This is a genomic window from Psychroserpens sp., assembly GCF_047633235.1.
Taxonomy (GTDB): Bacteria; Bacteroidota; Bacteroidia; order Flavobacteriales; family Flavobacteriaceae; genus Psychroserpens.
In genome coordinates this window covers 20,634-44,642 of record NZ_JBLIET010000018.1, presented here as the reverse complement: position 1 = coordinate 44,642, position 24,009 = coordinate 20,634, and the positions used below count along the sequence as shown (strand labels likewise).

Here is a 24,009-nt window from a genome sequence, read left to right as displayed (position 1 = left end):
TAATTCCTGTTATTTTTGACGCTAACGAGACGTTTTTACTCGAAATCGTATCCTAAACACTTAAGAATTTTTCAACGGATGCGTTATTAGTTTTTTGTTTTTTTTCCTGTTAAGGTAGTGTCTTAAAACGCCTCCTTTAACATTGTTGACATCAAATTCTACGATAAAAGCATTGTCATCAATATTAGAAATAACGCGATACATTTTCTTGATATCAATACGATTAATAATGGTGTGAATAATATCAAAATCTTCAATTTCGCCCGTACTTCCAAAGCCTATACGTCCTTTGTAAACGGTTATTCCAGCGCCAAGTTCTGTAATAATTGCAGTCTTTATTTTTTCGTAGTCTTTTGACACAATAGTAACACCAATAAAATCTTCAAATCCTTCAATAATCAAGTCCGTCACTTTCGCAGTAATGATATAGGTAAGGATGGAGTACATCGCAATTTCTGTAGAAATCACAAAGGCAGTAACACTAAATAAGATCACATTAAAAACTAAAATAACTTTACCTATGCTAACTCCGAATCTATCGTTAATAAATATGCCTAATATTTCTGAGCCATCTAAAACTGATCCATTTCGTATGGCAATCCCAATGCCGGCTCCAACAAAAAGTCCTCCAAAAATGGAGATTAGTAATTTATCTTCTGTAATAGTTCGAAAATTTTCAAAGTGTATAAAAAGAGCTAACCCTAAGATACTTAAAATAGATTTTATTACAATGCGTTTGGAAACTGTATGATACCCTAAAATTAAAAAAGGAATACTAAAGACAACAAGGAGTAATGACACGTTAATATCAAATTGTGAATTCAATAAAATAGCAATACCTGTGACGCCTCCATCTAAAAATCCATTAGGTAATAAAAACGCCTTGAGGCCTATACTTGCGAGAATAATCCCGAGAGCAATCTGGAAATATTCTGAAAAGAGCTGATAAAATTTAATGCGTTTTGTTAACATATCTTGATTATTGTAGTTGTCTCAGTCCTTCATATATAACAATAGCTACAGCATTCGCTAGATTTAGACTTCTAATGTGTTCACTGTATAATGGGATTTTGTAAAGGTGTTCTTTATGATTTTCAATTATAGATTTAGGCAAGCCAGCGGATTCTTTTCCGAAGATAAGAAACAGATTTTTCTCAAATTTAATATCCCAATGAGGTTGTTCTCCATGACTAGAAAAGAAAGCAAACTGAGCTTCTTTATTGTCACTAAAAAAGGCGGCAATAGAATCGTAGATCACGACATCTAAATGTTGCCAATAATCTAAACCAGCACGTTTTAAACGGCTATCACTTAATTCAAAACCAAAGGGTTTTACAAGATGCAATTTAGAACCAGATGCTAAGGCAAGTCTACCTATATTACCAGTATTATTTGGGATTTCGGGTTCAAATAAAACAATATTAAGCGCCATGTTTTCGTGTGATTTTTATTAAAATTAATCGCATTAATAGTATCCATGAAAACCCATGTAATAACACGTCAAACCAATCTTGAATTCCCATACTATTAGCGCCTCCTGCAATCCATTTTAATTTTCCCCAAATATGAGGCTCGGGAAAAAATGGTACTAGACCTATGGTCAAACAAAGTAGAACGGTAATTCTATAATCATCAAGTTGTTCCATAAACAAAAATCTTATTCAAAAGTAATGAATAGGCTTCAAGTTTCAAGTCTAATTTTAAATTAGCTCGTCGTTTTATTTTGTTGCTGTTTTATTGTTTTCTTATCGCGGTTGAAATTATTAGTGTCTTCTTTGGTATATCCTGTTGGGTTTGTTGGGTTTTTTTGTTTTATTGTTGTTTTAAATTTCTTTCTATCTTTTATCATGCCCATAATTTACTACTGTGTTTTAATTTAGCTCAATATCATAAAAGCAAATCGAAACACTCTTAAGAGCCAGTTAAATATCCACTATATTGTGTTAAACTATCATAAAATGATACCCTTGAAATCATAAAATAGAACAGAAGTTTTATAATCGTATTTGCCATAGGGAGATCTTCAATAATCCCTTTAAATTTGCCGAAAATATAAGACTTTTGAAAAAAAGGAGATACGTCTAAGGTAAGGTACAATACTAAGGTATTTATAAAATCGAAAATATAATATTGTGCTTCTGTGCTAACCATATCATCAATGTTATCATAACCCAACAAGCTCTTTAAGTCAGAACCTTGATTACCATAGTCAAATTTACTATCTGTTGTGACGAAACGATTTATCAAACAGGACCAATATCTCGTTACTTATAAAGACTAATACATTTTTTTGAGCTGTAGTTTATTTTGATATAGATGGTTTAATTTAATCATAAAAAAGCCTACTCTTATGGGAGTAGGTTAAATTATATTTGAAGTTGAAGTTATTAAATCGTTGTTGTTCCAATTGTATTAATGGCCTCATTATCTCTCGATTTGGGATCAGGACCGTGTGCATTTGAACCCGTATCACCCTCAGTAACAAATAGAATTATGAGCCAGGTACTTCCTATCAATGTAATTAGTTTGATGAGATAGAACCACCCACTTTTACCAACATCATGTAAGTGTCTTACTGAGACCGCTAAGCTTCGGATAAACACACCTAGGACATAATCATGTATAGTCCCATAACTATAGGAGCATCAAGTAAACTGGCTAATACGCCAGATATAATCCCAATTGCAATAACAAAAATGAGGTTGAATAATACAAACATCCAATATTCTTGGCGTCTAGATCTTCCAGTAAAATTTACATAATTATCTCTTACGACTTTTAAATACCACTCCTTTAAATTTCATTTCTTAGTTAGTTAACACCAACTATAAAATTTAATTCAGTATAGAGCTGGTAAACATTTTAATTTTATCGACACCGTGAGTTGATAGGTGTTTTATAAAAGCACTTCCAATAATGGCGCCTTTTGCGTGTTTAGTGGCTTGAGTAAACGTTTCATTATTAGAAATCCCGAACCCAACAATTTGCGAGTTTTTGAGATTCATATCTGCAATACGGTTAAAATAGGATGTTTGTTCATCTCCAAAGCCAGAGTTGCTTCCTGTAACACTTGCACTACTTACCATGTATATAAATCCTTCGGAAATGGAATCAATAAAGTTAATACGCTCTATTGAGGTTTGTGGTGTGATTAAAAACACATTAATCAAACCATATTTCTGAAAGATGGCTTTGTATTGCTCATTATAAACATCTACTGGTAAATCTGGAATGATGAGTCCGTCGATACCCGTTTCTTGACATTTCTGACAAAAGGCTTCAACACCATACTGCAGTATGGGATTAAAGTAACCCATAATAATTAACGGTATAGAAACGGTTTTACGAATATCTTTTAATTGGTTGAAAAGAATTTCGCTAGACATACCGTTTTTTAAAGCCTGAGTAGAACTTGCTTGTATAGTTGGACCATCTGCTAGGGGATCACTAAAGGGTAATCCTATTTCTATCATATCGACTCCGTTTTTTTCCAAGTTTTCAATAATTACTTTTGTATCCTCTAGACGAGGATAGCCTGCGGAGAAGTATATTGATAAGAGCTTTTTGTCTTCTTTTAGTTTTTTGTTTATTCTATTCATCATTAAATTCTTCTTTCAGTTTAATAAATACAGCTTTTTGTTCCTTACTTAAATTATCTGCGGTGAAAATGGAAACTCCTTGAGCTCCTTTTTCTTTTGCCAGTCTAATCGCTTTTTCTAAATCTTTTGGATCAGCTAAGGCGGGACTATACAAACCAGCATATAAGGGAAAGTTTACATCGTTAACACCTTGTTCAATTGCAAAACCAATCCAATTTACATTTTCTCTATAAAAATTATTGTAGACCATTGGATAGGCAGCATCTAAATTCCAATCATCCCAAGCTTGTCTAACCATTTGTCTTGACATTTCAGGAAATGGAAACACAGCAGCAGTTATTTTTTGATTGCTATCGTGAGCAATTTCTACAAGTTCATTGACTAAAGAACTTACAGCATTTAATCGATATTGGCGCCATTCCGTACTTAGCTCTGGATGATCAAAATCTTGAGGGTCTTTTCCGAAAATAGTTTTAAATCCTTCTCGAGCAATTGGATGGTAGCCATAATCATATTCAGGCATCTCGGTTGATTGTACTAAGTTATATTTTGGCTGCAAATCTTTGCCTAATATGACATCAACATAGCGCACATAATCCAAATGAATTGATGCCAAACCTTCAACTTTAGCGAGTTTACGTACGTTATTTTTTACATGTTCTCGAGCTTCTGGATGAAACGGACTTAACCACTGGTAATAATCTACATAGGCTCTATATTCTAATGAATTTTTTCCGGCTCTATTTACAGCATACCATTCAGGATGTTTATTCGCAATAGTGTCATTGGGACGATTTAGTGTCCACATCCAAGCATGAATTTTTATATTTTTTTCTGAAGCTAAAGGAATCAATTGCTTATAAAATTCTGGGCTTCCTCCAATCAAAAGTTCCGTAATGCCAAGTGAATCGTAGCTGGCTAATTTGGTTTCCCATTTAGACGCATTAAAAGTACCTCCTTCATGAGCCCATGAAGCAAATACAAATTTGTCCTCGTTAGTTTTTACCACTAAGTCTTTCTCAATTATTGTTTCTTTGCAAGACAGGAAACATATAACTGTTAAAAATAAGAGTGCTTTTTTCATGTGTTTATATGTATTGTTTTTCAATGGTCACATGCTGTTCGCTATTAATCATTCTCGTGGGTGACAAAATTTTGAACATGCTCGTTTCATAATTTTTTTAAGGTGCCTTCTTGATTAATGATGTATATAATATCTGTAATTGGGCTTTTAATTTTATATTCAAATCCAAATAAGGTTTTATGAAAAATGGCTTTTACAGAATTATCTCCTGACATCGTAACATTCAATTCTTTTTTGCTGCCTTGTTCTTCATCTAATAAATACTTTAAACTCTTATATCTTGTTTTCCTAAATAGAGCAAATATCGTTTGTTTGATGAGTAAATCTTCATCTTTTATGTAGGGTACACCTTGTGCTGTTGATTTTTCAGTAAATTGTAATATACCCCATTTTTCAGGTTCATGCATATTGATTACTTTTTGATTACTCCATACCCAATTGTACTCTGGTGAAAACTTATTATCTTCTTTTTTTCTGTAATATTTGCCATCAATAATATCATGGTCCCATTGCACTCTAGAAAAATTAATTCGCCACTGTTCTCCTTCTTTTGGTAAAGATTTGGGTCTGTTTTTTAGAGCTATTAATGGTTTTAAAGGAATTGCTATTTCTACGGTCCACAATGAATCAATATCATTAGGGTTGTTTAATGATCCGTGAATTTGTACCGCTGATTTTAGTTCATTTAAATTCCATTCAAAGTTGGCATGTCCACCTATTCGGTATGGTTTATTTAAATATAAATCCCAAACGGTATTTAAAGCATTTATTTCTATTTCACCATAACCAATACCTGTCTGAGATGGGTCAATAAATACTTCAAAATCATTATTGTAGTATATGATGGTGTCTCTTTGCTTTAATGTTCCCCAAATATGAGGTTCAGAGAGTTCAGCATACACATATATAAATTGATCATCCCAAAGCATTTTTGTTTTTGTCTTATACTTTGGCACTTTAACTCCTTCGATATCGATAAATAAATCTGTAAAACCGGCGTTTTTCCAGCTTAACTCTGATGCTTTTCCATCGACAGTTATATTCTCAGATGTCTTAGGTATAAGGTAGTGTTTCGGTATCACAATTGATTGAATTACAGACACATCAATTGCTTTAGCTTTATCCTGAGCGTGACAAGCAAAAAATACAATTCCAATACAGATGTGAATAAGGTGTTTCATTAGAGTTTAAAATAATCTATATAGTTTTGTAAATCTTTATCACCTCGGCCTGATAAATTAAGAACGATTACATCATCTGGTTTAAATTTTTTGTGCTCAAAAACGGCTAAAGCATGTGAGGTTTCTATAGCAGGAATAATACCTTCTAGTTGAGATAATTCTAAACCAGCAGTCATCGCTTCATCATCTGTAATAGCTATAAATTCTGCACGACCAGTTTTATATAAATTGGCATGCATGGGTCCAACTCCTGGATAATCTAAACCTGCCGAAATAGAGTAAGGCTCCGTAATTTGTCCATCTTGGGTTTGCATCAATAAGGTTTTACTACCATGAATAATACCTTCTTTTCCTAAAACAGATGTCGCTGCACTTTCACCAGAATCTATTCCTTTTCCTGCAGCTTCAACAGCTATTAATTTGACCTCTTCATTGTCTAAATAATGATAATAAGTACCAGCAGCATTACTACCTCCGCCAACGCAGGCAATGAGATAATCTGGGTTTTCTGTACCTTCTTTTTCTAGTAACTGGCTTTTGATTTCTTCTGAAACTATGGCTTGAAAACGAGCTACCATATCTGGATAGGGGTGAGGACCTACAACGCTACCAACAATATAATGTGTGTTTACGGGATTGTTAATCCAATCGCGCATCGCTTCATTTGTAGCATCTTTTAGAGTGCGGCTACCTGATAATGCAGGTACCACCTTAGCGCCTAGCATTTTCATACGTGCTACGTTAGGTGCTTGTCTCGCAATATCAACTTCTCCCATATAAACGATACATTCTATACCCATTAGTGCACAAACGGTTGCAGTAGCAACTCCATGTTGTCCTGCACCGGTTTCTGCAATGATTCTAGTTTTGCCCAAACGTTGTGCGAGTAAAATTTGTCCAACAGTATTATTGATCTTGTGGGCTCCAGTATGGTTTAAGTCCTCTCGTTTGAGGTAAATTTTTGTGTTGTATTTTTCTGAAAGCCTTTTCGCAAAATACAGTGGAGTAGGACGACCAACATAATCCTTTAATAACTGGTGGAACTCTTCTTGGAAAGAAGGATCTGCGGTTATTGTTAAATACTTTTGGCGTAATTCTTCAATGTTAGGATAGAGCATTTCTGGAATGTATGCACCACCAAATTCTCCGTAATATCCCTTTTCGTTAATGTTATAGCTCATTTTTAAATGTTTTTAATTCTTTATTATTTTTCAATCCTGGTTCAATTTCAAATTTACTATTTACGTCTACAGCGTAGCAATATTTTGAAGCATCTGTGTTTTTGAAATCTTTTAGTTTCTCAGTTTCATTTAACCCAATGCCACCGCTTAAAAAGAAAGGTTTGGTCGATGGATATTCTTTTAAAACATCCCAATTAAATGTGTAACCATTTCCTCCTGGTAGTTTGCCTTTAGTATCAAACAAAAAGTAATCGCAGACCTCTTCAAAAGGTTTCAATATTGAGAAATCAAACTTGTCTTTGATACTAAATACTTTTATGATTTCTGGTATTTCTGAGGACATATGAATCTCATTGTAAGATTCTTCGTTAGCACTTAGACTACGCTCAGTATGACACATCAACTTCAATTCTGCACAAAAACTGGCTGATTCCTCTCCGTGAAGTTGTATCGCTTGTAAATTATGATTTTTAATTTTTTTTAATATATCGGGTACTGAAGCATTAACAAACACGCCAACTTTTTTAATTGAATGTGGTAACTCCGGAATATCTCCATCAAAAAACCGACTTGATTTCTCGTAGAATATAAAGCCTAGATAATCGGGTTGCAGCTGTGCAACTTCGGTTATATTATCTTTGTATTTCATTCCGCAGATTTTTAGTTTCATCGTTCTAAGTCTTTTATAAATTGTGCAGCACTTTCTCCTGCATCATCCGTTTTCATGAAATTCTCTCCAATTAAAAAGCCTTTATAACCGTAAGGCTGTAATGTTTTAATGGCTTCAATACTGCTAATCCCGCTTTCTGATACTTTTATAAAATCATTTGGGATGAGTTCACACAATTGCTTGCTGGTATCCAAGTTGACTTCAAAAGTTTTTAAGTTTCTATTGTTGACGCCTAGCATGTCTAAACTTGGCATAATGGATTTATGTAGCTCGTCCTCATTGTGAATTTCAAGTAATACGTCTAGATGTAATTGCTTAGCTAATTCTGAAAACTGTTTGATTTCTGCCCTAGTTAAAATGGAAGCAATAAGTAAAATAACATCAGCACCATAAGCTTTTGCTTCTATAATTTGATAGTCATCAATGATGAACTCTTTACGTAATAAAGGCAAATTACAACTTGCTCTTGCTGTTAAAAGATCGTCAAGACTTCCTCCAAAGTATTTGCCGTCTGTCAATACAGATATCCCGCAAACACCTCCGTTTTCATAACCTCTAGCAACATCAAATACATTTAAATCATGATTGATAACTTGTTTTGAAGGCGAACGTCTTTTGTGTTCTGCGATGATTCCAGTATCGCTTTCTTTAAGCTTTTTTGCTAATGATATTGTTTCTCTTTCAAACAGAATAGATTGCTCTAACTGCTTGACAGGAATGAGTCGCTTGCGAAGACTAACCTCAATGCGTTTATCGTTTACTATTTTTTGTAATATATCCATTCTATTTTTTGTTTCTGTTCACTTTGCCTTGATGCAAAGCGAACCAAAAGATCATATTGAAATGAGGAAATTCCTGCGGAACATTCTCTTCTGGAATTACATGCTTAAAGCTTCGCTTGGCATCTTCGTTCCATCGTTCATTATTTCTGTATTTCAAGATTCAATTCTACGAATTGATTTGGGACTCGAACTTTTACTGTGTTTTGTTTTTATCCCAATGTTATTTTTTTAACTCCTAACGACTCATTTCTATTAATCGTTCTAAACTTGCTTTTGCTCTACCGCTTTCTAAACTTTCTTTTGCTAACTGAAACCCGTCTTGATGTGATATTTCTTTTACGGTAGCAATTGCTAACCCAGCATTGGCATAAACGACATTATTTTGAGCATCTGTACCTTTTCCATTAATTATGTTTTTGAAAATCTTAGCAGCAGTTTTTACTGTTGATCCTCCAAAGATTTCTGATTGTTTTATTTGATCAACATTTAAATCTGTTGGACTTAACATTGTCTCAGTTGCATTTGAAATTATTTTCGTATTTCCTGTTAAAGAAATCTCATCATAACCGTCTATGGTGTGTACGATGCTATAGTTCTTGTCTGTATTTTGATATAGATAACCGTAAATACGCTGTAATTCTAAATTAAAAACACCTACTATTTGATTTTTAGGAAATGAGGGGTTTACCATTGGTCCCAACATATTAAAAAAGGTTTTAACACCTAATTCCTTACGAATTGGAGCCACGTTTTTCATTGCAGGATGAAATAAAGGTGCATGTAACACACATATTCCTGCTTGGTCTATAGCGTATTTTAAAAAATCTGATTTATTTGAGAAGTGGATACCTAAAGCTTCCATAACGTTAGAGGAGCCAGATGCTGAAGACACTCCGTAATTTCCGTGCTTAGCTACTTTTACTCCTGCTCCAGCAGTAACGAAAGAAGACAGGGTTGAGATGTTAAATGTGTCTTTTCCGTCACCACCTGTTCCGCATAAATCTATAGTATTAAAATCTGATAAATCGATTGGAATACAAAGTTCTAATAAAGCATCACGAAACCCTTGTAATTCCTCTAAAGTGATACTTCGCATCATATAAATAGTAAGAAAAGATGCTATCTGGCTTTGGTTGTATTTTCCTTCGGAAATATCAACCAATACATTTTTTGCTTCTTGACTAGAGATGCTTTCGTGGTTTGTTAATCTGTTTAGTATGTGTTTCATATTTGTTTTCCACAAAAATGGGAATCTCTTTAGTTCGACTATCTTTTTTCTTAATCAACCCTTCCATTTTTAATTCCTTTATTGGAATCAAATTTATCTTCACAAGAAATAAGCGAAGACATTTTTTAGGTGTATTACTTCTCAGTTATCTGAGTAGGCACTACGTATTGTGACTGAATAGAGCCTACTAGCTCTTAATCCAGTTCTCCAAAATTTGCTTTCCATTAGGCGTTAACACACTTTCTGGATGATATTGCACACCTTTAACATCATAGATTTTATGTCTCAGTGACATTATTTGTCCGTTGCTATCAACAGAAGTCGCTTCTAAAACTTCTGGTAAATTTGGATTGACAACCCACGAGTGGTAACGACCTACTTCTATAGTCTTATCCATATTATTAAATAGTTGTTCATCGTCAACAGTAATCTCAACTTTAGTGGCTACTCCATGATAGACGTCTTCTAAATTAATAAGTGAACCTCCAAAAACTTCACCAATTGCCTGTTGACCAAGGCAAACACCTAAAATACTTTTGTTGGGTGCATATTTGGCAATGATAGCTTTTAGTAATCCAGCTTCATCAGGAATTCCTGGTCCAGGTGACAGTAAAATCTTGTGAAAAGCATCTACTTCTTCAAGCGTGAGTTTGTCATTACGTTTTACGGTGACGTCACAATTTAAATCTTCTAAATAGTGCACCAAGTTATATGTAAAACTGTCGTAGTTATCTATTACTAATACTTTCATACTAATGCCTGCGAAAGCAGGTATCTATTTGTTAAACTTCATTCCTGCGAAAGCAGAAATCTTCTTCTTCTTACGTTCATTTTGTCTTGAAACACTATTTATTTTAAAATGTCTGGTAGACATTTTAAAATAAATACAAAACCAAAACTTCATATTGAAATGAGGAAATTGCTAAAGCATCATTCGCTTTCAGTATTATGTGCTGTAAGCTTCGCTTGGCATCTCTATTCCTTCTCTCATTAATTCTGCATTTCAAGGTTCAATTCTTTAAATTGATTTGGGACTCGAATTTTTACCATGTTTTGTTATTCCCAATGTTCTTTTTTGTTGATTTTTTGCTAAATATCTTCTGCCATTTCAATTGCTTTTGTTAAAGCACCTAATTTGTTATATACCTCTTGTAACTCATTTTCTGGAACTGATTTTGATACCAGTCCTGCGCCTGCTTGCCAATGCAGTTCATGGTTTTTACTCATAAAGGTTCTTATCATAATCGCGTGATTATAATTACCGTTAAAATCCATGAAACCTATAGCTCCACCATAAAAAGCTCTACTCGTTTTTTCATATTTTTCGATCAATTGCATCGCACTATGTTTTGGTGCACCACTTAAGGTTCCAGCAGGAAATGTATCTGCAACAACCTGCATAGTTGGAATTTTGTCATGCACCTTTCCAGTCACTTTGCTCACTAAATGAATCACATGAGAAAAGAACTGTGCTTCTCTGTATGTTTCTACTTTTACTTGACTTCCATGTCGACTTAAATCATTTCTGGCTAAATCAACTAGCATAACATGTTCCGCATTTTCTTTCTCATCTTCTGCGAGTTGTTTTGCGAGTTTTTGATCTTCTTCATCGTTTCCTGTTCTTTTAAATGTTCCTGCGATGGGATGAATTTCTGCAATAGATTTATTGACTACAAGTTGTGCTTCTGGCGAGCTCCCAAAGATTTTAAAATTTCCGTAGTCAAAATAAAACAGGTAAGGTGAAGGGTTGATACTTCGCAATGCTCTGTAGACATTGAACTCATCACCTTTAAAACCTTGTGAGAATTTTTTGGACAGTACTAATTGGAATACATCTCCTCTAGCACAATGTTTCTTTGCTAAATCTACTTGACTCTTGTATTCGTCATCTGTAAGGTTTGATGAAATATCAGAATCTGTTTTAAAAGTATAAGAGGCAAAGTTTTTAGAACTTATGAGTTGCAACACTTCATCAATATTATTTTCTGTGTCGAAACAATGTGCAAAAACATAGGCTTCATTTTTAAAGTGATTAATGGCAATGATGTTTTGATAAACCGCATAATAGATATCTGGAATATCTAAAGAATCTGGTTTTTTACTAATTTCAATATCTTCAAAATATTTAACAGCATCATAGGCTGTGTATCCAAAAATCCCATTATTAATAAACTTAAATTCTTCATCAGAGTTTACTTTAAATCGTTTTGTAAACTTGTGAATTTCCTCGGTAACAGAAATATTTAAAGCACTATTGGTTTTAGAGCTGCCATCAGGATAATGCTGTTCAATGATATCCTTATCTACTTTAATAGATGCAATAGGATTAAAACAGATGTACGAAAAACTATTGTCGCTAGCATGATAATCACTGCTCTCTAATAGAATACTATTTGGGAATTTGTCTCTTATTTTAAGGTAAATACTTACAGGTGTAATAGTGTCTGCTAGTATTTTCTTGTAATGGGTGTATAGACTAAATGTTTTCATTTATTTTTTATAAATCCTTTCTTTAAAGCAGAAAGAGTTTTTATTTATGTTGTATTAATTTCGCTAAAGCGGTTTCAGCAGAAAATGAAAAGAGGCTTGTCGTGAATGACAAGCCTCTTTTATATTTAGTTTTAAATATACCTATAGGGTTAGTTCACGACGTTTGAGTTTCGAGAGTTCCACCACCAAGTATGATTTAAATTTATGTTCATAATTTTTGTAAAGTTCAAAGATATACATCATAATTTAGTTTTCAAACTTAATTTGATGAAAAGAAAAAGATTTCTAATAATTTTGAAATCTTTTTCTTCAAATATTGCTATTAATTTGTTTGAATATTAAAACTTTAAGGATACATTTAAGTCAAACTCGTCGTAGATAGCTTTGTCTTTTAAATCATTAAAGAAGGTCGGAGAACCATATCTTACATCAAATTTAGAACGATCTACTTTAAGGTTTGCAGTGGCTGTATTGTCTGCAATACTCATATTAATAGTCATAGAATTCGTTTTTGATTTAATGGTCAAATCTCCTGTTACTTTATAAGCGCCTTTTTCTCCTTCTACCTTTGTGATTACAAAACTAGCATTGGGATGATTTTTAATTCCGAAGAAATCATCAGATTTTAAATGTCCTTCTAATTTTTCTTTGCCTTGTCCAGCTTCTAAGTCGGTAACGGTTATTGATGTCATATCGATAGAGAAGTTTCCACCAACCAATTTGTCGTTTTCAAATATAAGTGAACCATCGTTTAAGGTTATATTACCTTCATGTGATCCGGTAACTTTATATCCTTTCCAAGTGATAGTTGATGTTTTAACTTTTAATTCTTTTTTTAGAAGGGTAGTAAACGATGCAAATGATAGCGCTAGTACTACAATAGTTGCTGATTTAAAAATGTTCTTTTTCATTATTTTTGTGGTTTAATTTATTTTAAGGTTTATTGTATTTTATTTAGTAATCTGTTTAATTCTTCTAATTCAATAATTGTTAATTTCGAGGTCACTCTTACTTCTGCATCATTTATAAGAGCGTCTAACTCTAATAATTTGTCGAGACCACTAGCCGTGATGTAAACCTCAATTTTTCTTCTATTTTTTTTACATTCTGTACGTTTTACAAAATCTTTTAATATCAACTTGTCAATGAGCCTAGTTGTGTTGCTCATTTTACTAACCATACGTTCTTGTATATCTTGTAAATTAAGAGGGTTTCCTTTTTGACCTCTTAAAATGCGTAATACATTAAATTGTTCGAGAGATAATTCATGAGGTTTTAAAACACTCATCAATTCAGTTTTAATTGTAATATTGGTTAAAAGCAAATTAATTACAGTTTGGCTGGCTAAAGGTAAAATAGCACTGGTTTTTAATTTAACATTTAACTCTTTCATGTACCATAGTTGTATATACAAATGTAATTTATTTTTATGATATAGATTCTAATATTTTGTTAAATTTATAAATGTCTGTTTTTTGATACTTAAATTTAGAACATGAATGTGAAACTTCTATTTTTAATGCTTGTCTTTTTTTACTTCGGAAATGTAACCGCTCAGGTGCCTACTTCTCAAGAAAATAATAGTACCACATCCACTACAGGATTAAAAGTGTTTGATTTTAATGAACTTGAATCTTATCTCAACTCAAAGAAAGACGGTAACACATATGTTATAAATTTCTGGGCCACATGGTGTGCACCTTGCGTGAAAGAATTACCGTATTTCGAAGCGTTAAATACTAATTATAAAATTAAAAATGTTGAAGTTGTTTTGGTGAGTTTAGATTTTCCGAAGCAAATAGAAACAAAGCTCGTTCCTTTCTTAAAGAAAAGAGGTTTTAGAAGTGAGGTTGTCATTTTAAATGATCTGGACTCAAACACCTGGATTCCTAAAGTAAATAAAGATTGGTCTGGAGCAATACCAGCTACCCTTATATATAATAAGAATAGAGAGGCGTTTTACGAGCGTTCGTTTAATTATCGAGAATTAGAAACTGAATTGAAACAATTTATAAAATAACACTAAAAATAAACACATGAAAAACACACTTAAAACACTTTTAGTATTGGTTGTATTTGTAACAGCTTCTGCCTTTACAACTGCAGGCACTGGATATGATATTGGTGATATTGCTACAGATTTTGAATTAGAAAATATTGATGGCACTATGGTGTCTATGGCAGATTATAATGATGCTAAAGGCTTTATTATTGTATTTACATGCAATACGTGTCCTTACGCAGTAGCTTATGAAGATAGAGTAGAAGAATTAAATAAAAAATATGCAGCTAAAGGTTATCCTGTGATTGCGATTATGCCAAATAATACAGACGTCAAACCTGGAGATAATATGGCAGCGATGAAAGCAAGAGCGAAGGCAAAAGGTTTTACATTTCCTTATTTAATGGATAAGGGACAAAAAATATATCCACAATATGGAGCGACAAAAACACCTCATATTTATATATTAAAGAAAACTAAAAATGGACCTCAAGTAAAATATATTGGTGCTATTGATGATAATTATCAGGATGCAAGTGCAGTGACTAAAATCTATGCTGAAGATGCGGTAAATGCGTTGTTAGATGGAAAAGAAGTTAGTGAGACAAAAACCAGAGCTATTGGTTGTTCTATAAAGGTTTAAACGCCTTCTGTTTTTAAATTTAACGATCCGAAGTGTAACACTTCGGGTTTTTTATTGTCTATAATGTAAAGTTTCCATAACGAAATGTTAAATTTGCATGATTATTGATGTAAAAAGAACTATGGCTGATTTAACACAACACGAATGGACCTCTAAATTATCTGCAGATGAAAACGCAGTCATTTTAGATGTAAGAACACCAGAAGAAGTAGCACAAGGTATCATACCTAACGCTATTGCAATTGATATTTATAAAGGTCAAGGATTTATCGATGACATTGAAAAATTAGATAAAACCAAAAACTATTATGTGTATTGTAAGTCTGGTGGTCGAAGTGGTCAAGCTTGTGGTGTTATGAATCAGTTGGGTTTTAAAAGCGCATATAATCTTATTGGAGGTTTTACCGATTGGCAAGGTGAAGTTGCTTCAATTTAAAAAAACAATCACAATGAAAAATAAAGTACTCATTTACTGTTTCGCTCTTTTTGCATTTGCATTTAGTTGCAAGGACGCAACACAAACCGAAGTTGTAATGGTTTCTGCAGAAGAAATGCAAGAGCTATTAGAATTAGAAGACATACAGCTTGTAGATGTAAGAACACTAGAAGAATATAAGACTGGTTTTATTGAACAAGCACAAAACATTGATTATACGTCACCAACCTTTGAAGAGGATTTGGTTAAGTTGGATAAATCAAAACCAATAATGGTCTATTGTAAATCGGGCATACGCAGTGGGAAATGTTCTAAAAAACTTAAAGAAGCTGGCTTTATAAAAATCTACGATTTAAAAGGGGGAATTACCCAATGGAAATTTTCTGGATATGAAATCAAAGCTTTCGAATAAAAATTATAAACCGAACTTTAGTTCGGTTTTTTTATGACATAAATTGATATTTGTCAATCAAGTCCAATTGCTACCGCTTAATTCCTTTGTTTTTTCTAATTTAGCAGCTTTCAATAGCCAACTTATTTTATGTGGTATTGTAAGTAATACCTTGTATTTGCGTTTAACTACAATAGTTACATCACTAACCTAATTATTTCAAATGAAAAACTTAATCATTACACTTTGTGGTTTACTTGTGTTTTCTCTTACTACAAACGCTCAAGTATTAGAGCCTGTTAAATGGGAAACTTCTGTTGAAAAAATATCAGATACCGAATACGACCTAATTTCTACAGCTGCTGTAGATGACGGTTGGCACTTGTATTCTCAAAGTGTACCAGATGACGGTCCAATACCTACAACATTTATTTATAAAGCAACTACTGATTATGAATTAAGCGGGACAACACAAGAAGAAGAAGGGCATACTGTTGATGATCCAGTTTTTCTAATGAAAATTAAGTTCTTTGAAGATAAAGCAGAATTTAGACAACGTATCAAAGTTTTAAATCAAGAGTTATCTATCGTTGAAGGAGAAGTAGAATTCATGGCTTGTGACGACGAGAAATGCTTGGCTCCGGAGTATATAGACTTACGTTTTGATATAACTAAGAGTGTAGATGCAAAAAAAGGTTTAACAAATTCTTTGTCTTCTGAAAATGAAGGCCGTAAAGAGGGCTTATGGACCATTTTTATTTTAGGTTTAGGAGCCGGATTTATTGCCTTATTTACACCTTGTGTATTTCCTTTGATTCCTATGACTGTTAGCTTTTTTACCAAACAAAGTAAAACAAAAGCAGAAGGTATCAAAAATGCTGTTGTTTATGGTTTATGCATTATTGTAATTTATGTAATTCTAGGAACAGGAGTTGTCGCAATTTTTGGAGCCAGCGCAATTAATGAATTTTCTACAAGTGTCGAATTTAATCTTGTTTTCTTTGCGATACTTGTGATTTTTGCAGTTTCTTTTTTAGGCGCATTTGAAATTATGCTACCCAATTCATGGGCAAACAAAATTGATAGAAAAGCAGATAGTGGAGGATATACAGGTATCTTTTTTATGGCTTTAGCTTTAGCAATTGTGTCCTTTTCTTGTACAGGTCCTTTTGTAGGGAATATTATAGTGCTTTCTGCATCCGAAGGGGGTCTAGCGCCTATGATAGGTATGCTCGGATTTTCGTTAGCTCTGGCATTACCTTTTGGATTATTTGCAGCATTTCCAGGTTGGATGAATTCGCTCCCAAAATCTGGAGGATGGTTAAATACAGTAAAAGTGGTTTTAGGGTTTTTAGAATTAGCTTTTGCTTTTAAATTCTTATCTCAAGCTGATTTAGTATTGCAATTACATTGGTTAGAAAGAGAAGTCTTTATCGCAATATGGATAGCTATATTTGGAGCATTGACTTTGTATCTCTTTGGTAAAATCCAATTACCGCACGATTCTCCGTTGAAGAACATTTCCGTAGGAAGATTATTTTTAGGGTTATTGACATTATCATTTACCGTTTATATGATTCCAGGACTTTGGGGAGCACCTTTAAATTTAATTAGTGCATTCCCACCACCTTTAGATTATAGCGAATCACCTTATGGTGTAGGAAACTCGAAAACAGGAGGGGGTATTGTTGCCAATCAAAATAAAGATATTCCTGACGGGGCACATTTATTAGCGCCACACGATATTTTGGCATTTAATGATTATGATAAAGGATTAACATACGCTAAAAAAGTTGGAAAGCCAGTAATGATTGACTTCACAGGTTGGGCATGTGTGAACTGTCGTAAGATGGAACAACAAGTTTGGGTAGTTCCTAAAGTACTTGAGAAGCTTAAGAACGATGTGGTATTAATTTCTCTCTATGTTGATCAAAAAACAGGTTTTCCAGAAGGTGAAGCTCCGGATTCTAAATTGAAACTAGGTAAAAAATTAAGAAATATAGGTCAAAAATGGAGTGAACTTCAAACTATAAAATATAAAACAAATACACAACCTTATTATGTGTTGATAGATCATGATGAGAACAATCTAAACCCTCCTGTGGCCTATACGCCAGATGCTGATGCCTATTTTAGTTGGTTGAGTGATGGGATTGATAAGTTTGAGGAATAAACTAATTCCAGGTCAAATCACTTCTTTCGTCCCAATAGGCTTTAGAACCTATTGTTAAGGTTTTTAGAAGTTCGAGATCTTTAGATAATAATTTAAAATCAAGTGCTTTTAAGTTTTGATTCAGATGATTGGAAGTTGATGCACCACTTAAGACCACATTTGGTTGCAACGTGTCTATAATAAATCGCAGAGCTATAGCATCCACACCAACATCATATGTTTTTGAGAGTGTTTCTAATTTCTTTTTAGCGTGTTCGTTGGTAAATACTCGTCCGTTGGCTAAAGCTTCTTTGATAATAATTGTTTTGCCCATAGCTTTAAGTTGTTGTAAGGTGTTAAAAGTGGATTGTTCAAACACATTGTATGTGACTTGAAAGCTGTCAAAAAGTAAGTCGTTTTTTACTGCGATGTCTTTTGCGCTATTTAAAATTTCAGACTGATTAGAACCACTAGTTGTAATCCCTATTTGTAATCCATATTCTTTTTTTAACTGAAACAGGCGCTCATGTATAGAGTTGTCTTTTAAAATGCCACTCTCTAAAGTAGCAGAATGTACTTGATATATTTTTAATTGCGGAAAAAGTGCTTTAGATGTTTTCCATTGCTCATTAAGCTTCAATAAGGAGTGTTCTTTGATTTCATGTTTTCCTTGAAAGCCAAATTCCCAGTTCGCTACATAGGTATAGCCCCATTTTGTAGATAACAGAACGTCTTTGTGTTGTCTTGAGTTTTTCCAATCTAATAAGAACGCTTCCCCTAAGCCATAAGATGGCGCCGTGTCGAAATAACGAACACCATTCTTGTACGCAAAGTCCATCACGTTAAAGGCGTTATTCTTAAACGCAATTTTTGATTTGTCAATATTATTATTTTGTCTAATATTGATATAATCAGGTCGTCCTAATGCTGCTAATCCTAATCCTATTTGAGTTTTAGTCATTTAATAATTGTGATCATATTTAACTTGACACGTTGCACAAGTGTACGTACCTTTATGGATTGTGATTCCAGAAATGTTAGTCTCTACAATCTTATTAATAAAGTTATTATAGGTGTTATCTCGTTTGTCATTTTTACTGCCTTTCATCATCTCATAAAACTCATTATCCCATTCTTCCTTTCCCCAACAATTTAGGCAAATCCCTTCAGGTGCTGATTCTATGGTTTTGTCGTTTCTTTTTTATTAAAATAGGTTCTAATGTTATCTATTAGTACCATATGTTTTATGGGTTTTGAATTAATTGATACGTTAAAATAATGATTCTATTTAATGATTAGGAATTAACTTCTTTAGCCATTTCTTAAGTTCTTGAATACTTGGATTTCTTAATTTTTTGGAACCTATAGTAATTGCAGGGAAGTTCAGTTTTCTATGTGCATAAAGACCACGCAATTCTAATGCGTGGTCCTCATTAGTTTCAACATCTAAAAACGAATATTGCAATTTAGTTTCATCCAATAAATTGATATAAAATTGCGTTTTATGGCATCTCTTTGCACCATAAATTTTTATTGTTGGAACAGTCTGTTTTTCATTCAATATGTCTACTGTTTATGCAACACGATTCTTCAATTTGTCAGCATGTAATTTTCTAAGATTTGTGAGCTTAGGTTCAATTACATAAGTGCAATAGCCTTGTCTTTTATTATTGTTATAGAAATTTTGATGTTCAGCTTCTGCTTCAAAAAACTCGCCTAGTTCACTAACCTCCGTTACGATAGGGTTTTCGAAATAGGGCGCTATTTCTTTTACGACAACTTCTGCAATTTCTTTTTGAGCATCATTATGACAGAAAATAACAGACCGATACTGCGAGCCTACATCTGCGCCTTGACGGTTTAGCGTAGTTGGATCATGACTCGTCATAAAAATGATTAGTAAATCTTTATACGAAATAACATTCGCATCAAAAGTGACTTGAACTACTTCGGCATGACCAGTTAGTCCCGAGCATATTTCTCTATAGGTAGGTCTTCCTGGAACAGTTCCTCCACTATATCCAGAAACTATTTTTCCAACCCCTTTTACATGGTCATAAACTGCTTCGATACACCAAAAGCAACCGCATCCAACGGTTAATTGTTCTAATTTTTTATTTTCCATTATTTTGTTTCTTCCACTTTAGAATCTAGTGTCATAGATTCAGAATTAATACAATAGCGCAATCCGCTTGGCTCTGGTCCATCAGGAAATACATGACCTAAGTGGCCATCACAAGTATTGCACATGACTTCAACTCGAACCATCCCAAGAGATGAATCTTTATGGTATTTAATCGCATTAGGTGCAATAGGCTGCGTGAAACTAGGCCAGCCAGATCCAGATTCAAATTTAATAGTGGAATCAAATAAAGGAGTGTCACAACAAATACAGTTGTATTGTCCTTCATCGTAGATACTACACAGTTCTCCACTATATGGTCGTTCTGTGCCTTTTTGACGCGCAATTCTAAATTGTTCTGGAGTTAATTGTTGACGCCATTCAGCGTCTGTCTTTTCAACTCTACGGTCTGGTATAGGGTTTCCTTTTACGGAGAAGTTTATGATTTCTTTCCAAGTTAACATAGTCGTATTCTTTCTATTTTAATTAATTGTTTAACCTTAATATAAGTCGTGAATGATTCCAGTTTATTACAAAAAAAAGTTCACTATAAATTTACGAGATAAATCGTTAAGGTTTCTTTATAAAATCATAAAACTAGGTTATAACATTATAAAGTTTGTCTTCTATCACATAGTTAAGTCTCAAGACTAGAGGATAACCAATAAAAAGCTATAAATTATCTTTGACGGTGATTTGTTTCAAGATGCTTCATCTATTTTTACAGCGCCACACGAGGTCTTCGTACTATGATTTTAAACCTATTTTTACAGTCAAAGCGTTAGCCATTATTACTACCACTAAAAAGTAAATTCTATGATGTATAATTTGAGGGTACTATTTTACAATTTGGTATCTCATAAAGATAAATAGGTTTGTTCTTAAATAAAACAGTAACGTCTATTCATGCATTTCACACGTATATAAAGGAGAACTAACTAAAACTGTTTATGAACTTCACTCTCAAGTCTAAATGGCTTAAACGTTTGTTATACACTATTGCTTTAGGGTTTTCTGCACTTGCCTTATTTTGGTTTTCTGTATATATAGGTCTTTGGGGAACCTTGCCTTCCGAAGAACATATAAAAGATATTAAACAAGCAGAAGCGTCTTTATTATTAGATGCTGAAAATGAACTACTCGGTAAATATTTTATTTTTGATAGACAAATTGTAACGTATGAAGATTTACCTAAGCATTTGGTTGATGCCTTGGTAGCGACTGAAGATTCTCGTTTCTATGACCATAACGGAGTGGATTATATGAGTTTATTGCGTGTCGTCTTTAAGTCTATTTTAATGCAGGATAATTCTTCTGGAGGAGGAAGTACTATTAGTCAGCAATTGGTTAAAAACATCTATGGAAGAGGTCACCATGGTTGGTTTACAATGCCTGTAAATAAAGTTAAGGAGATGATTTTGGCTAAGCGTTTTGAAAACTTGTATTCAAAGCAAGATATTATTGCCTTATACTTAAATACGGTACCCTTTAGTGAAAATGTCTTTGGAATAGAAAGTGCATCCCAACGCTTTTTTAGTGCAAAAACTAAAAATCTTAGTTTAGCGCAATCTGCCACTTTAGTTGGAACTTTGAAGGCTCCTCACGGATATAATCCAAGATTGTTTCCTGAGCGAAGTCAATTACGTCGTGATGTCGTTTTACAGCAAATGGAAAAGTATGATTATATCGATAACGCTTTAAAAAAGGAAACAAGTGATATTTCATTAGAAACTGAATACAGGAAGTTTAGTCATATTGATGGCGTCGCTCCTTATTTTAGAGAGAAAATACGATTAGAAGTTAAGGAACTATTGGATAGTTTAAATGCCACTAATAAGACGTCTTACGACTTATATAAAGACGGATTAAAAATACATACCACACTTGATATTACGATGCAACGCTATGCTGAAAACGCGATGCAGCAGCACATGAAAATAGTTCAAAAGCAATTTGAAAATGCCTACGGTAAAAATGCGCCATGGCTAAAAAACAAAACATTAATTACAAATAAAATAAAGAGCTTACCTCTTTATAAAACACTACAAAGGCAAAAATGGAGTGACAAAGCAATCCTGGATAGCCTAAATGTGACATCTAAGTTTACTGGTTTTTCCTGGGAGGACGATGCTGTTTTAGAAGGTTCTATAATTGACAGTATGATACATAATTTAAAATTCTTGAATGCCGGTTTTGTCGCTGTAGATCCTCAATCTGGAGCCATAAAAGCTTATGTTGGAGGCATTAATTTTGAACATTTCAAATATGATCATGTGTCTGTTTCAAAACGACAAGTTGGTTCTGCGTTTAAACCCATAGTTTATGCAACTGCTTTAGAATATGGTATTGACCCTTGTGCTTATTATCCAGTTAAAGAAATAACTTATACCAATCAAAAAAACTGGACACCTACCAATGGTGGAAAACAAGAAACGGATAGACACCTTAATTATTCGCTTGAGAAGGCATTGAGCGAATCTGTTAACACAATTGCTGTAAAAGTACTCGAGGATGTTGGCATTGACGCTGTAATCTCACAAGCTAGAAAAATGGGAATTACCTCAGTGTTACCAGAAGTACCCTCTTTAGCCTTAGGTACTGCGGAAATGTCCATGCTAGAACTCATTGGCGCATACACAAGTTTTGCTAATGAAGGCCACGTGTCAAAACCATTCTATATTACAAAAATTGAAGATAAGTTTGGAACAATTATTTACGAACCTGCAACAACAGAAACTTTACCAGAAGCCTTTTCTAAAGAAACACGACAATTGATGGTTGAAATGATGAAGTCTACCATAAATACGGGAACAGCAACACGGATACGTTCTCAGTACGGACTCCAAAATGACTTAGCAGGAAAAACAGGAACTACACAAAATAATAAAGATGGTTGGTTTGTAGGTGTTAGTCCTAAATTGGTTATGTTGTCTTGGGTTGGTAATGATGATCATCGTATTGGGTTTAGTAATACAGCTATTGGTCAAGGCGCAAATTCTGCATTACCAACAGTAGCTTTGTTTTTAAAGCAAATGAATGCCGATCAAAAATTCAATACGATTACAAAAGCTAAATTTGAAATGCCTACTGAAGAGGTTCTCAATGCCTTAGCTTGTGCTGCAGAAAAGCGTGATGGATTCTTAAAACGTATGTTCAAAAAGGATCAAAAAGAACGTGAGTTCGATACCGTTTCCGAAGACGATAAAAAGAAAAATAAACGAGGACTATTTGGGTTTTTGAAAAAGAAAGAAAAGGATAATAAATAAGATTTGTCTAGTCCTTTTTTACTAATTAATAATGTCTTCCGCTTTTTCTTTTTTTATGACTAGAGGACTAATTAGTTGTTCTTCTTCTAGAACAACAATAGCTAATCTAACGTAATCATTTACGGTTTTTTCTATAGATCTTGGATCTGTGATGTTGATATAGCCTTTCCAAATAAGTTCTCTGTCTTTAGTTGGACAAATACAATACATGGAGGTTTCTGCTTTATAAATTTTAAATTCCTCATAGTAGTCAGGATTATAGAACACATCTTGATGTCCCAAATACTCATCTTTAAATTTTAGATATGTTTCATCAAAATTTTCATAATCTTTACGATAGGCTGTTTTATCTTCAACACCTACGATCTTAGTAAGTAGCATGGTGTTAAACCCCTCGGCAATAAGCTGACTCTCCAGAGCATCTAAGTCGGCCTCCGTCATTTTATCAGTTTTAGTAGCCTCTATGATATCAAAACTAATGACAGCTTCAGCACCTCTGAGTTCTAATTCAACTTTTAGTTCTTCTTCAAACTGTTGTCTTGCTGCTTCGTCTGAAGTTAATCCTACAACAAAAACCTTATAAGGCTCATCTGTATCAATATCGGGGTGTTTCCAGCGTTTTACTAATTGAGCTGAAGAGCAGCTCATAAAAATAGTGACTATTAGTATTAAGATTATTTTTTTCATAACAATCTTAATACTTTATAGATAATTTGTTCTTTGTCAAATAAACAATTAATTACAGTTAATAATTATTGTTTACTGTTGTGAAAATGAATGAG

30 protein-coding genes are annotated in these 24,009 nt (G+C 33.5%); 6 read left to right on the top strand and 24 right to left on the bottom strand.

The features are described 5' to 3' along the window. Positions 1 to 60: 60 nt before the first annotated feature. From ACJAZK_RS07720 to ACJAZK_RS07630, 19 genes are all read right to left on the bottom strand, one after another. A complete protein-coding gene (locus ACJAZK_RS07720; protein WP_415223419.1) occupies positions 61 to 972 on the bottom strand; it encodes a YitT family protein in 912 nt (303 codons plus the stop codon). A gap of 7 nt (positions 973 to 979) precedes the next feature. Next, a complete protein-coding gene (locus ACJAZK_RS07715) occupies positions 980 to 1,432 on the bottom strand; it encodes a tRNA (cytidine(34)-2'-O)-methyltransferase (RefSeq protein ID WP_415223418.1) in 453 nt (150 codons plus the stop codon). Then, positions 1,422 to 1,646, bottom strand: coding sequence for a hypothetical protein (locus ACJAZK_RS07710; RefSeq protein WP_415223417.1), 225 nt, complete (start codon positions 1,644 to 1,646; stop codon positions 1,422 to 1,424). The genes ACJAZK_RS07715 and ACJAZK_RS07710 overlap by 11 nt, the downstream gene beginning before the upstream one ends. Positions 1,647 to 1,705: 59 nt before the next feature. After that, positions 1,706 to 1,849, bottom strand: coding sequence for a hypothetical protein (locus ACJAZK_RS07705; RefSeq protein WP_415223416.1), 144 nt, complete (start codon positions 1,847 to 1,849; stop codon positions 1,706 to 1,708). Between the two features lie 62 nt (positions 1,850 to 1,911). Beyond that, positions 1,912 to 2,247 (bottom strand): hypothetical protein, encoded by a 336-nt coding sequence (locus ACJAZK_RS07700; RefSeq protein ID WP_415223415.1) that lies wholly within the window; start codon positions 2,245 to 2,247, stop codon positions 1,912 to 1,914. Between the two features lie 140 nt (positions 2,248 to 2,387). Further along, positions 2,388 to 2,603 (bottom strand): DUF805 domain-containing protein, encoded by a 216-nt coding sequence (locus ACJAZK_RS07695; protein WP_415223414.1) that lies wholly within the window; start codon positions 2,601 to 2,603, stop codon positions 2,388 to 2,390. A 2-nt stretch (positions 2,604 to 2,605) separates the two neighbouring features. Further along, positions 2,606 to 2,719, bottom strand: a complete 114-nt coding sequence (locus tag ACJAZK_RS07690) for a hypothetical protein (RefSeq protein ID WP_415223413.1) — start codon at positions 2,717 to 2,719, stop codon at positions 2,606 to 2,608. Positions 2,720 to 2,834: 115 nt separating this feature from the next. Beyond that, the gene (gene trpA / locus ACJAZK_RS07685) at positions 2,835 to 3,599 is read right to left on the bottom strand and encodes a tryptophan synthase subunit alpha (RefSeq protein WP_415223441.1); all 765 of its coding nucleotides are present in this window, start codon (positions 3,597 to 3,599) and stop codon (positions 2,835 to 2,837) included. Beyond that, entirely contained in the window at positions 3,592 to 4,683 is a 1,092-nt protein-coding gene (locus ACJAZK_RS07680) for a family 10 glycosylhydrolase (protein WP_415223412.1), read from the bottom strand. The genes trpA and ACJAZK_RS07680 overlap by 8 nt, the downstream gene beginning before the upstream one ends. Positions 4,684 to 4,769: 86 nt before the next feature. Next, positions 4,770 to 5,864, bottom strand: a complete 1,095-nt coding sequence (locus ACJAZK_RS07675) for a carbohydrate-binding family 9-like protein (protein ID WP_415223411.1) — start codon at positions 5,862 to 5,864, stop codon at positions 4,770 to 4,772. Beyond that, the gene (trpB, locus tag ACJAZK_RS07670; RefSeq protein WP_415223410.1) at positions 5,864 to 7,045 is read right to left on the bottom strand and encodes a tryptophan synthase subunit beta; all 1,182 of its coding nucleotides are present in this window, start codon (positions 7,043 to 7,045) and stop codon (positions 5,864 to 5,866) included. Before trpB ends, ACJAZK_RS07675 begins: the two co-directional genes overlap by 1 nt. Then, positions 7,035 to 7,715 (bottom strand): phosphoribosylanthranilate isomerase, encoded by a 681-nt coding sequence (locus tag ACJAZK_RS07665; protein ID WP_415223409.1) that lies wholly within the window; start codon positions 7,713 to 7,715, stop codon positions 7,035 to 7,037. Before ACJAZK_RS07665 ends, trpB begins: the two co-directional genes overlap by 11 nt. Then, positions 7,712 to 8,497 (bottom strand): indole-3-glycerol phosphate synthase TrpC, encoded by a 786-nt coding sequence (trpC, locus tag ACJAZK_RS07660; protein WP_415223408.1) that lies wholly within the window; start codon positions 8,495 to 8,497, stop codon positions 7,712 to 7,714. Before trpC ends, ACJAZK_RS07665 begins: the two co-directional genes overlap by 4 nt. A gap of 1 nt (position 8,498) precedes the next feature. Next, a complete protein-coding gene (locus ACJAZK_RS07655) occupies positions 8,499 to 8,654 on the bottom strand; it encodes a hypothetical protein (RefSeq protein WP_415223407.1) in 156 nt (51 codons plus the stop codon). A gap of 78 nt (positions 8,655 to 8,732) precedes the next feature. Then, entirely contained in the window at positions 8,733 to 9,725 is a 993-nt protein-coding gene (trpD, locus tag ACJAZK_RS07650; protein WP_415223406.1) for an anthranilate phosphoribosyltransferase, read from the bottom strand. Positions 9,726 to 9,912: 187 nt separating this feature from the next. Then, positions 9,913 to 10,476, bottom strand: coding sequence for an anthranilate synthase component II (locus ACJAZK_RS07645; RefSeq protein ID WP_415223405.1), 564 nt, complete (start codon positions 10,474 to 10,476; stop codon positions 9,913 to 9,915). Between the two features lie 338 nt (positions 10,477 to 10,814). Then, a complete protein-coding gene (locus tag ACJAZK_RS07640) occupies positions 10,815 to 12,215 on the bottom strand; it encodes an anthranilate synthase component I family protein (protein WP_415223404.1) in 1,401 nt (466 codons plus the stop codon). A gap of 338 nt (positions 12,216 to 12,553) precedes the next feature. Further along, positions 12,554 to 13,126 (bottom strand): YceI family protein, encoded by a 573-nt coding sequence (locus tag ACJAZK_RS07635; protein WP_415223403.1) that lies wholly within the window; start codon positions 13,124 to 13,126, stop codon positions 12,554 to 12,556. Between the two features lie 29 nt (positions 13,127 to 13,155). Then, positions 13,156 to 13,608 carry a MarR family winged helix-turn-helix transcriptional regulator gene (locus ACJAZK_RS07630; RefSeq protein ID WP_415223402.1) on the bottom strand — a complete coding sequence of 151 codons (453 nt, stop codon included), beginning with the start codon at positions 13,606 to 13,608 and terminating at the stop codon, positions 13,156 to 13,158. Between the two features lie 102 nt (positions 13,609 to 13,710). On the opposite strand from ACJAZK_RS07630, the gene ACJAZK_RS07625 reads away from it, so the two are divergent. From ACJAZK_RS07625 to ACJAZK_RS07605, 5 genes are all read left to right on the top strand, one after another. Beyond that, on the top strand, positions 13,711 to 14,235 hold the full coding sequence (locus ACJAZK_RS07625; RefSeq protein ID WP_415223401.1) for a TlpA disulfide reductase family protein: 525 nt from the start codon (positions 13,711 to 13,713) through the stop codon (positions 14,233 to 14,235). A gap of 16 nt (positions 14,236 to 14,251) precedes the next feature. Then, positions 14,252 to 14,860 carry a thioredoxin family protein gene (locus ACJAZK_RS07620; RefSeq protein ID WP_415223400.1) on the top strand — a complete coding sequence of 203 codons (609 nt, stop codon included), beginning with the start codon at positions 14,252 to 14,254 and terminating at the stop codon, positions 14,858 to 14,860. 121 nt (positions 14,861 to 14,981) lie between these two features. Further along, positions 14,982 to 15,296 carry a rhodanese-like domain-containing protein gene (locus ACJAZK_RS07615; RefSeq protein ID WP_415223399.1) on the top strand — a complete coding sequence of 105 codons (315 nt, stop codon included), beginning with the start codon at positions 14,982 to 14,984 and terminating at the stop codon, positions 15,294 to 15,296. A gap of 13 nt (positions 15,297 to 15,309) precedes the next feature. Then, entirely contained in the window at positions 15,310 to 15,708 is a 399-nt protein-coding gene (locus ACJAZK_RS07610) for a rhodanese-like domain-containing protein (protein ID WP_415223398.1), read from the top strand. A gap of 202 nt (positions 15,709 to 15,910) precedes the next feature. After that, positions 15,911 to 17,860: a protein-disulfide reductase DsbD family protein gene (locus ACJAZK_RS07605; protein ID WP_415223397.1), complete on the top strand. Its 1,950-nt coding sequence runs from the start codon at positions 15,911 to 15,913 to the stop codon at positions 17,858 to 17,860. Position 17,861: 1 nt separating this feature from the next. Here the strand turns inward: ACJAZK_RS07605 and ACJAZK_RS07600 are convergent, their stop codons facing one another. From ACJAZK_RS07600 to msrB, 4 genes are all read right to left on the bottom strand, one after another. After that, on the bottom strand, positions 17,862 to 18,800 hold the full coding sequence (locus tag ACJAZK_RS07600; RefSeq protein WP_415223396.1) for an aldo/keto reductase: 939 nt from the start codon (positions 18,798 to 18,800) through the stop codon (positions 17,862 to 17,864). A 327-nt stretch (positions 18,801 to 19,127) separates the two neighbouring features. Then, positions 19,128 to 19,400: a glutaredoxin family protein gene (locus tag ACJAZK_RS07595; RefSeq protein WP_415223395.1), complete on the bottom strand. Its 273-nt coding sequence runs from the start codon at positions 19,398 to 19,400 to the stop codon at positions 19,128 to 19,130. Positions 19,401 to 19,412: 12 nt separating this feature from the next. Continuing rightward, complete coding sequence (gene msrA, locus ACJAZK_RS07590) at positions 19,413 to 19,964, bottom strand: peptide-methionine (S)-S-oxide reductase MsrA (protein ID WP_415223394.1); 552 nt, start codon at positions 19,962 to 19,964, stop codon at positions 19,413 to 19,415. After that, on the bottom strand, positions 19,964 to 20,425 hold the full coding sequence (gene msrB, locus ACJAZK_RS07585) for a peptide-methionine (R)-S-oxide reductase MsrB (RefSeq protein ID WP_415223393.1): 462 nt from the start codon (positions 20,423 to 20,425) through the stop codon (positions 19,964 to 19,966). Before msrB ends, msrA begins: the two co-directional genes overlap by 1 nt. Before the next feature lie 486 nt (positions 20,426 to 20,911). Between msrB and ACJAZK_RS07580 the strand changes: the two genes are divergently transcribed. Further along, the gene (locus ACJAZK_RS07580) at positions 20,912 to 23,227 is read left to right on the top strand and encodes a transglycosylase domain-containing protein (RefSeq protein WP_415223392.1); all 2,316 of its coding nucleotides are present in this window, start codon (positions 20,912 to 20,914) and stop codon (positions 23,225 to 23,227) included. Positions 23,228 to 23,248: 21 nt separating this feature from the next. Here ACJAZK_RS07580 and ACJAZK_RS07575 read toward each other — a convergent pair whose 3' ends face one another. After that, positions 23,249 to 23,914, bottom strand: a complete 666-nt coding sequence (locus ACJAZK_RS07575) for a hypothetical protein (RefSeq protein ID WP_415223391.1) — start codon at positions 23,912 to 23,914, stop codon at positions 23,249 to 23,251. Positions 23,915 to 24,009: the final 95 nt, after the last annotated feature.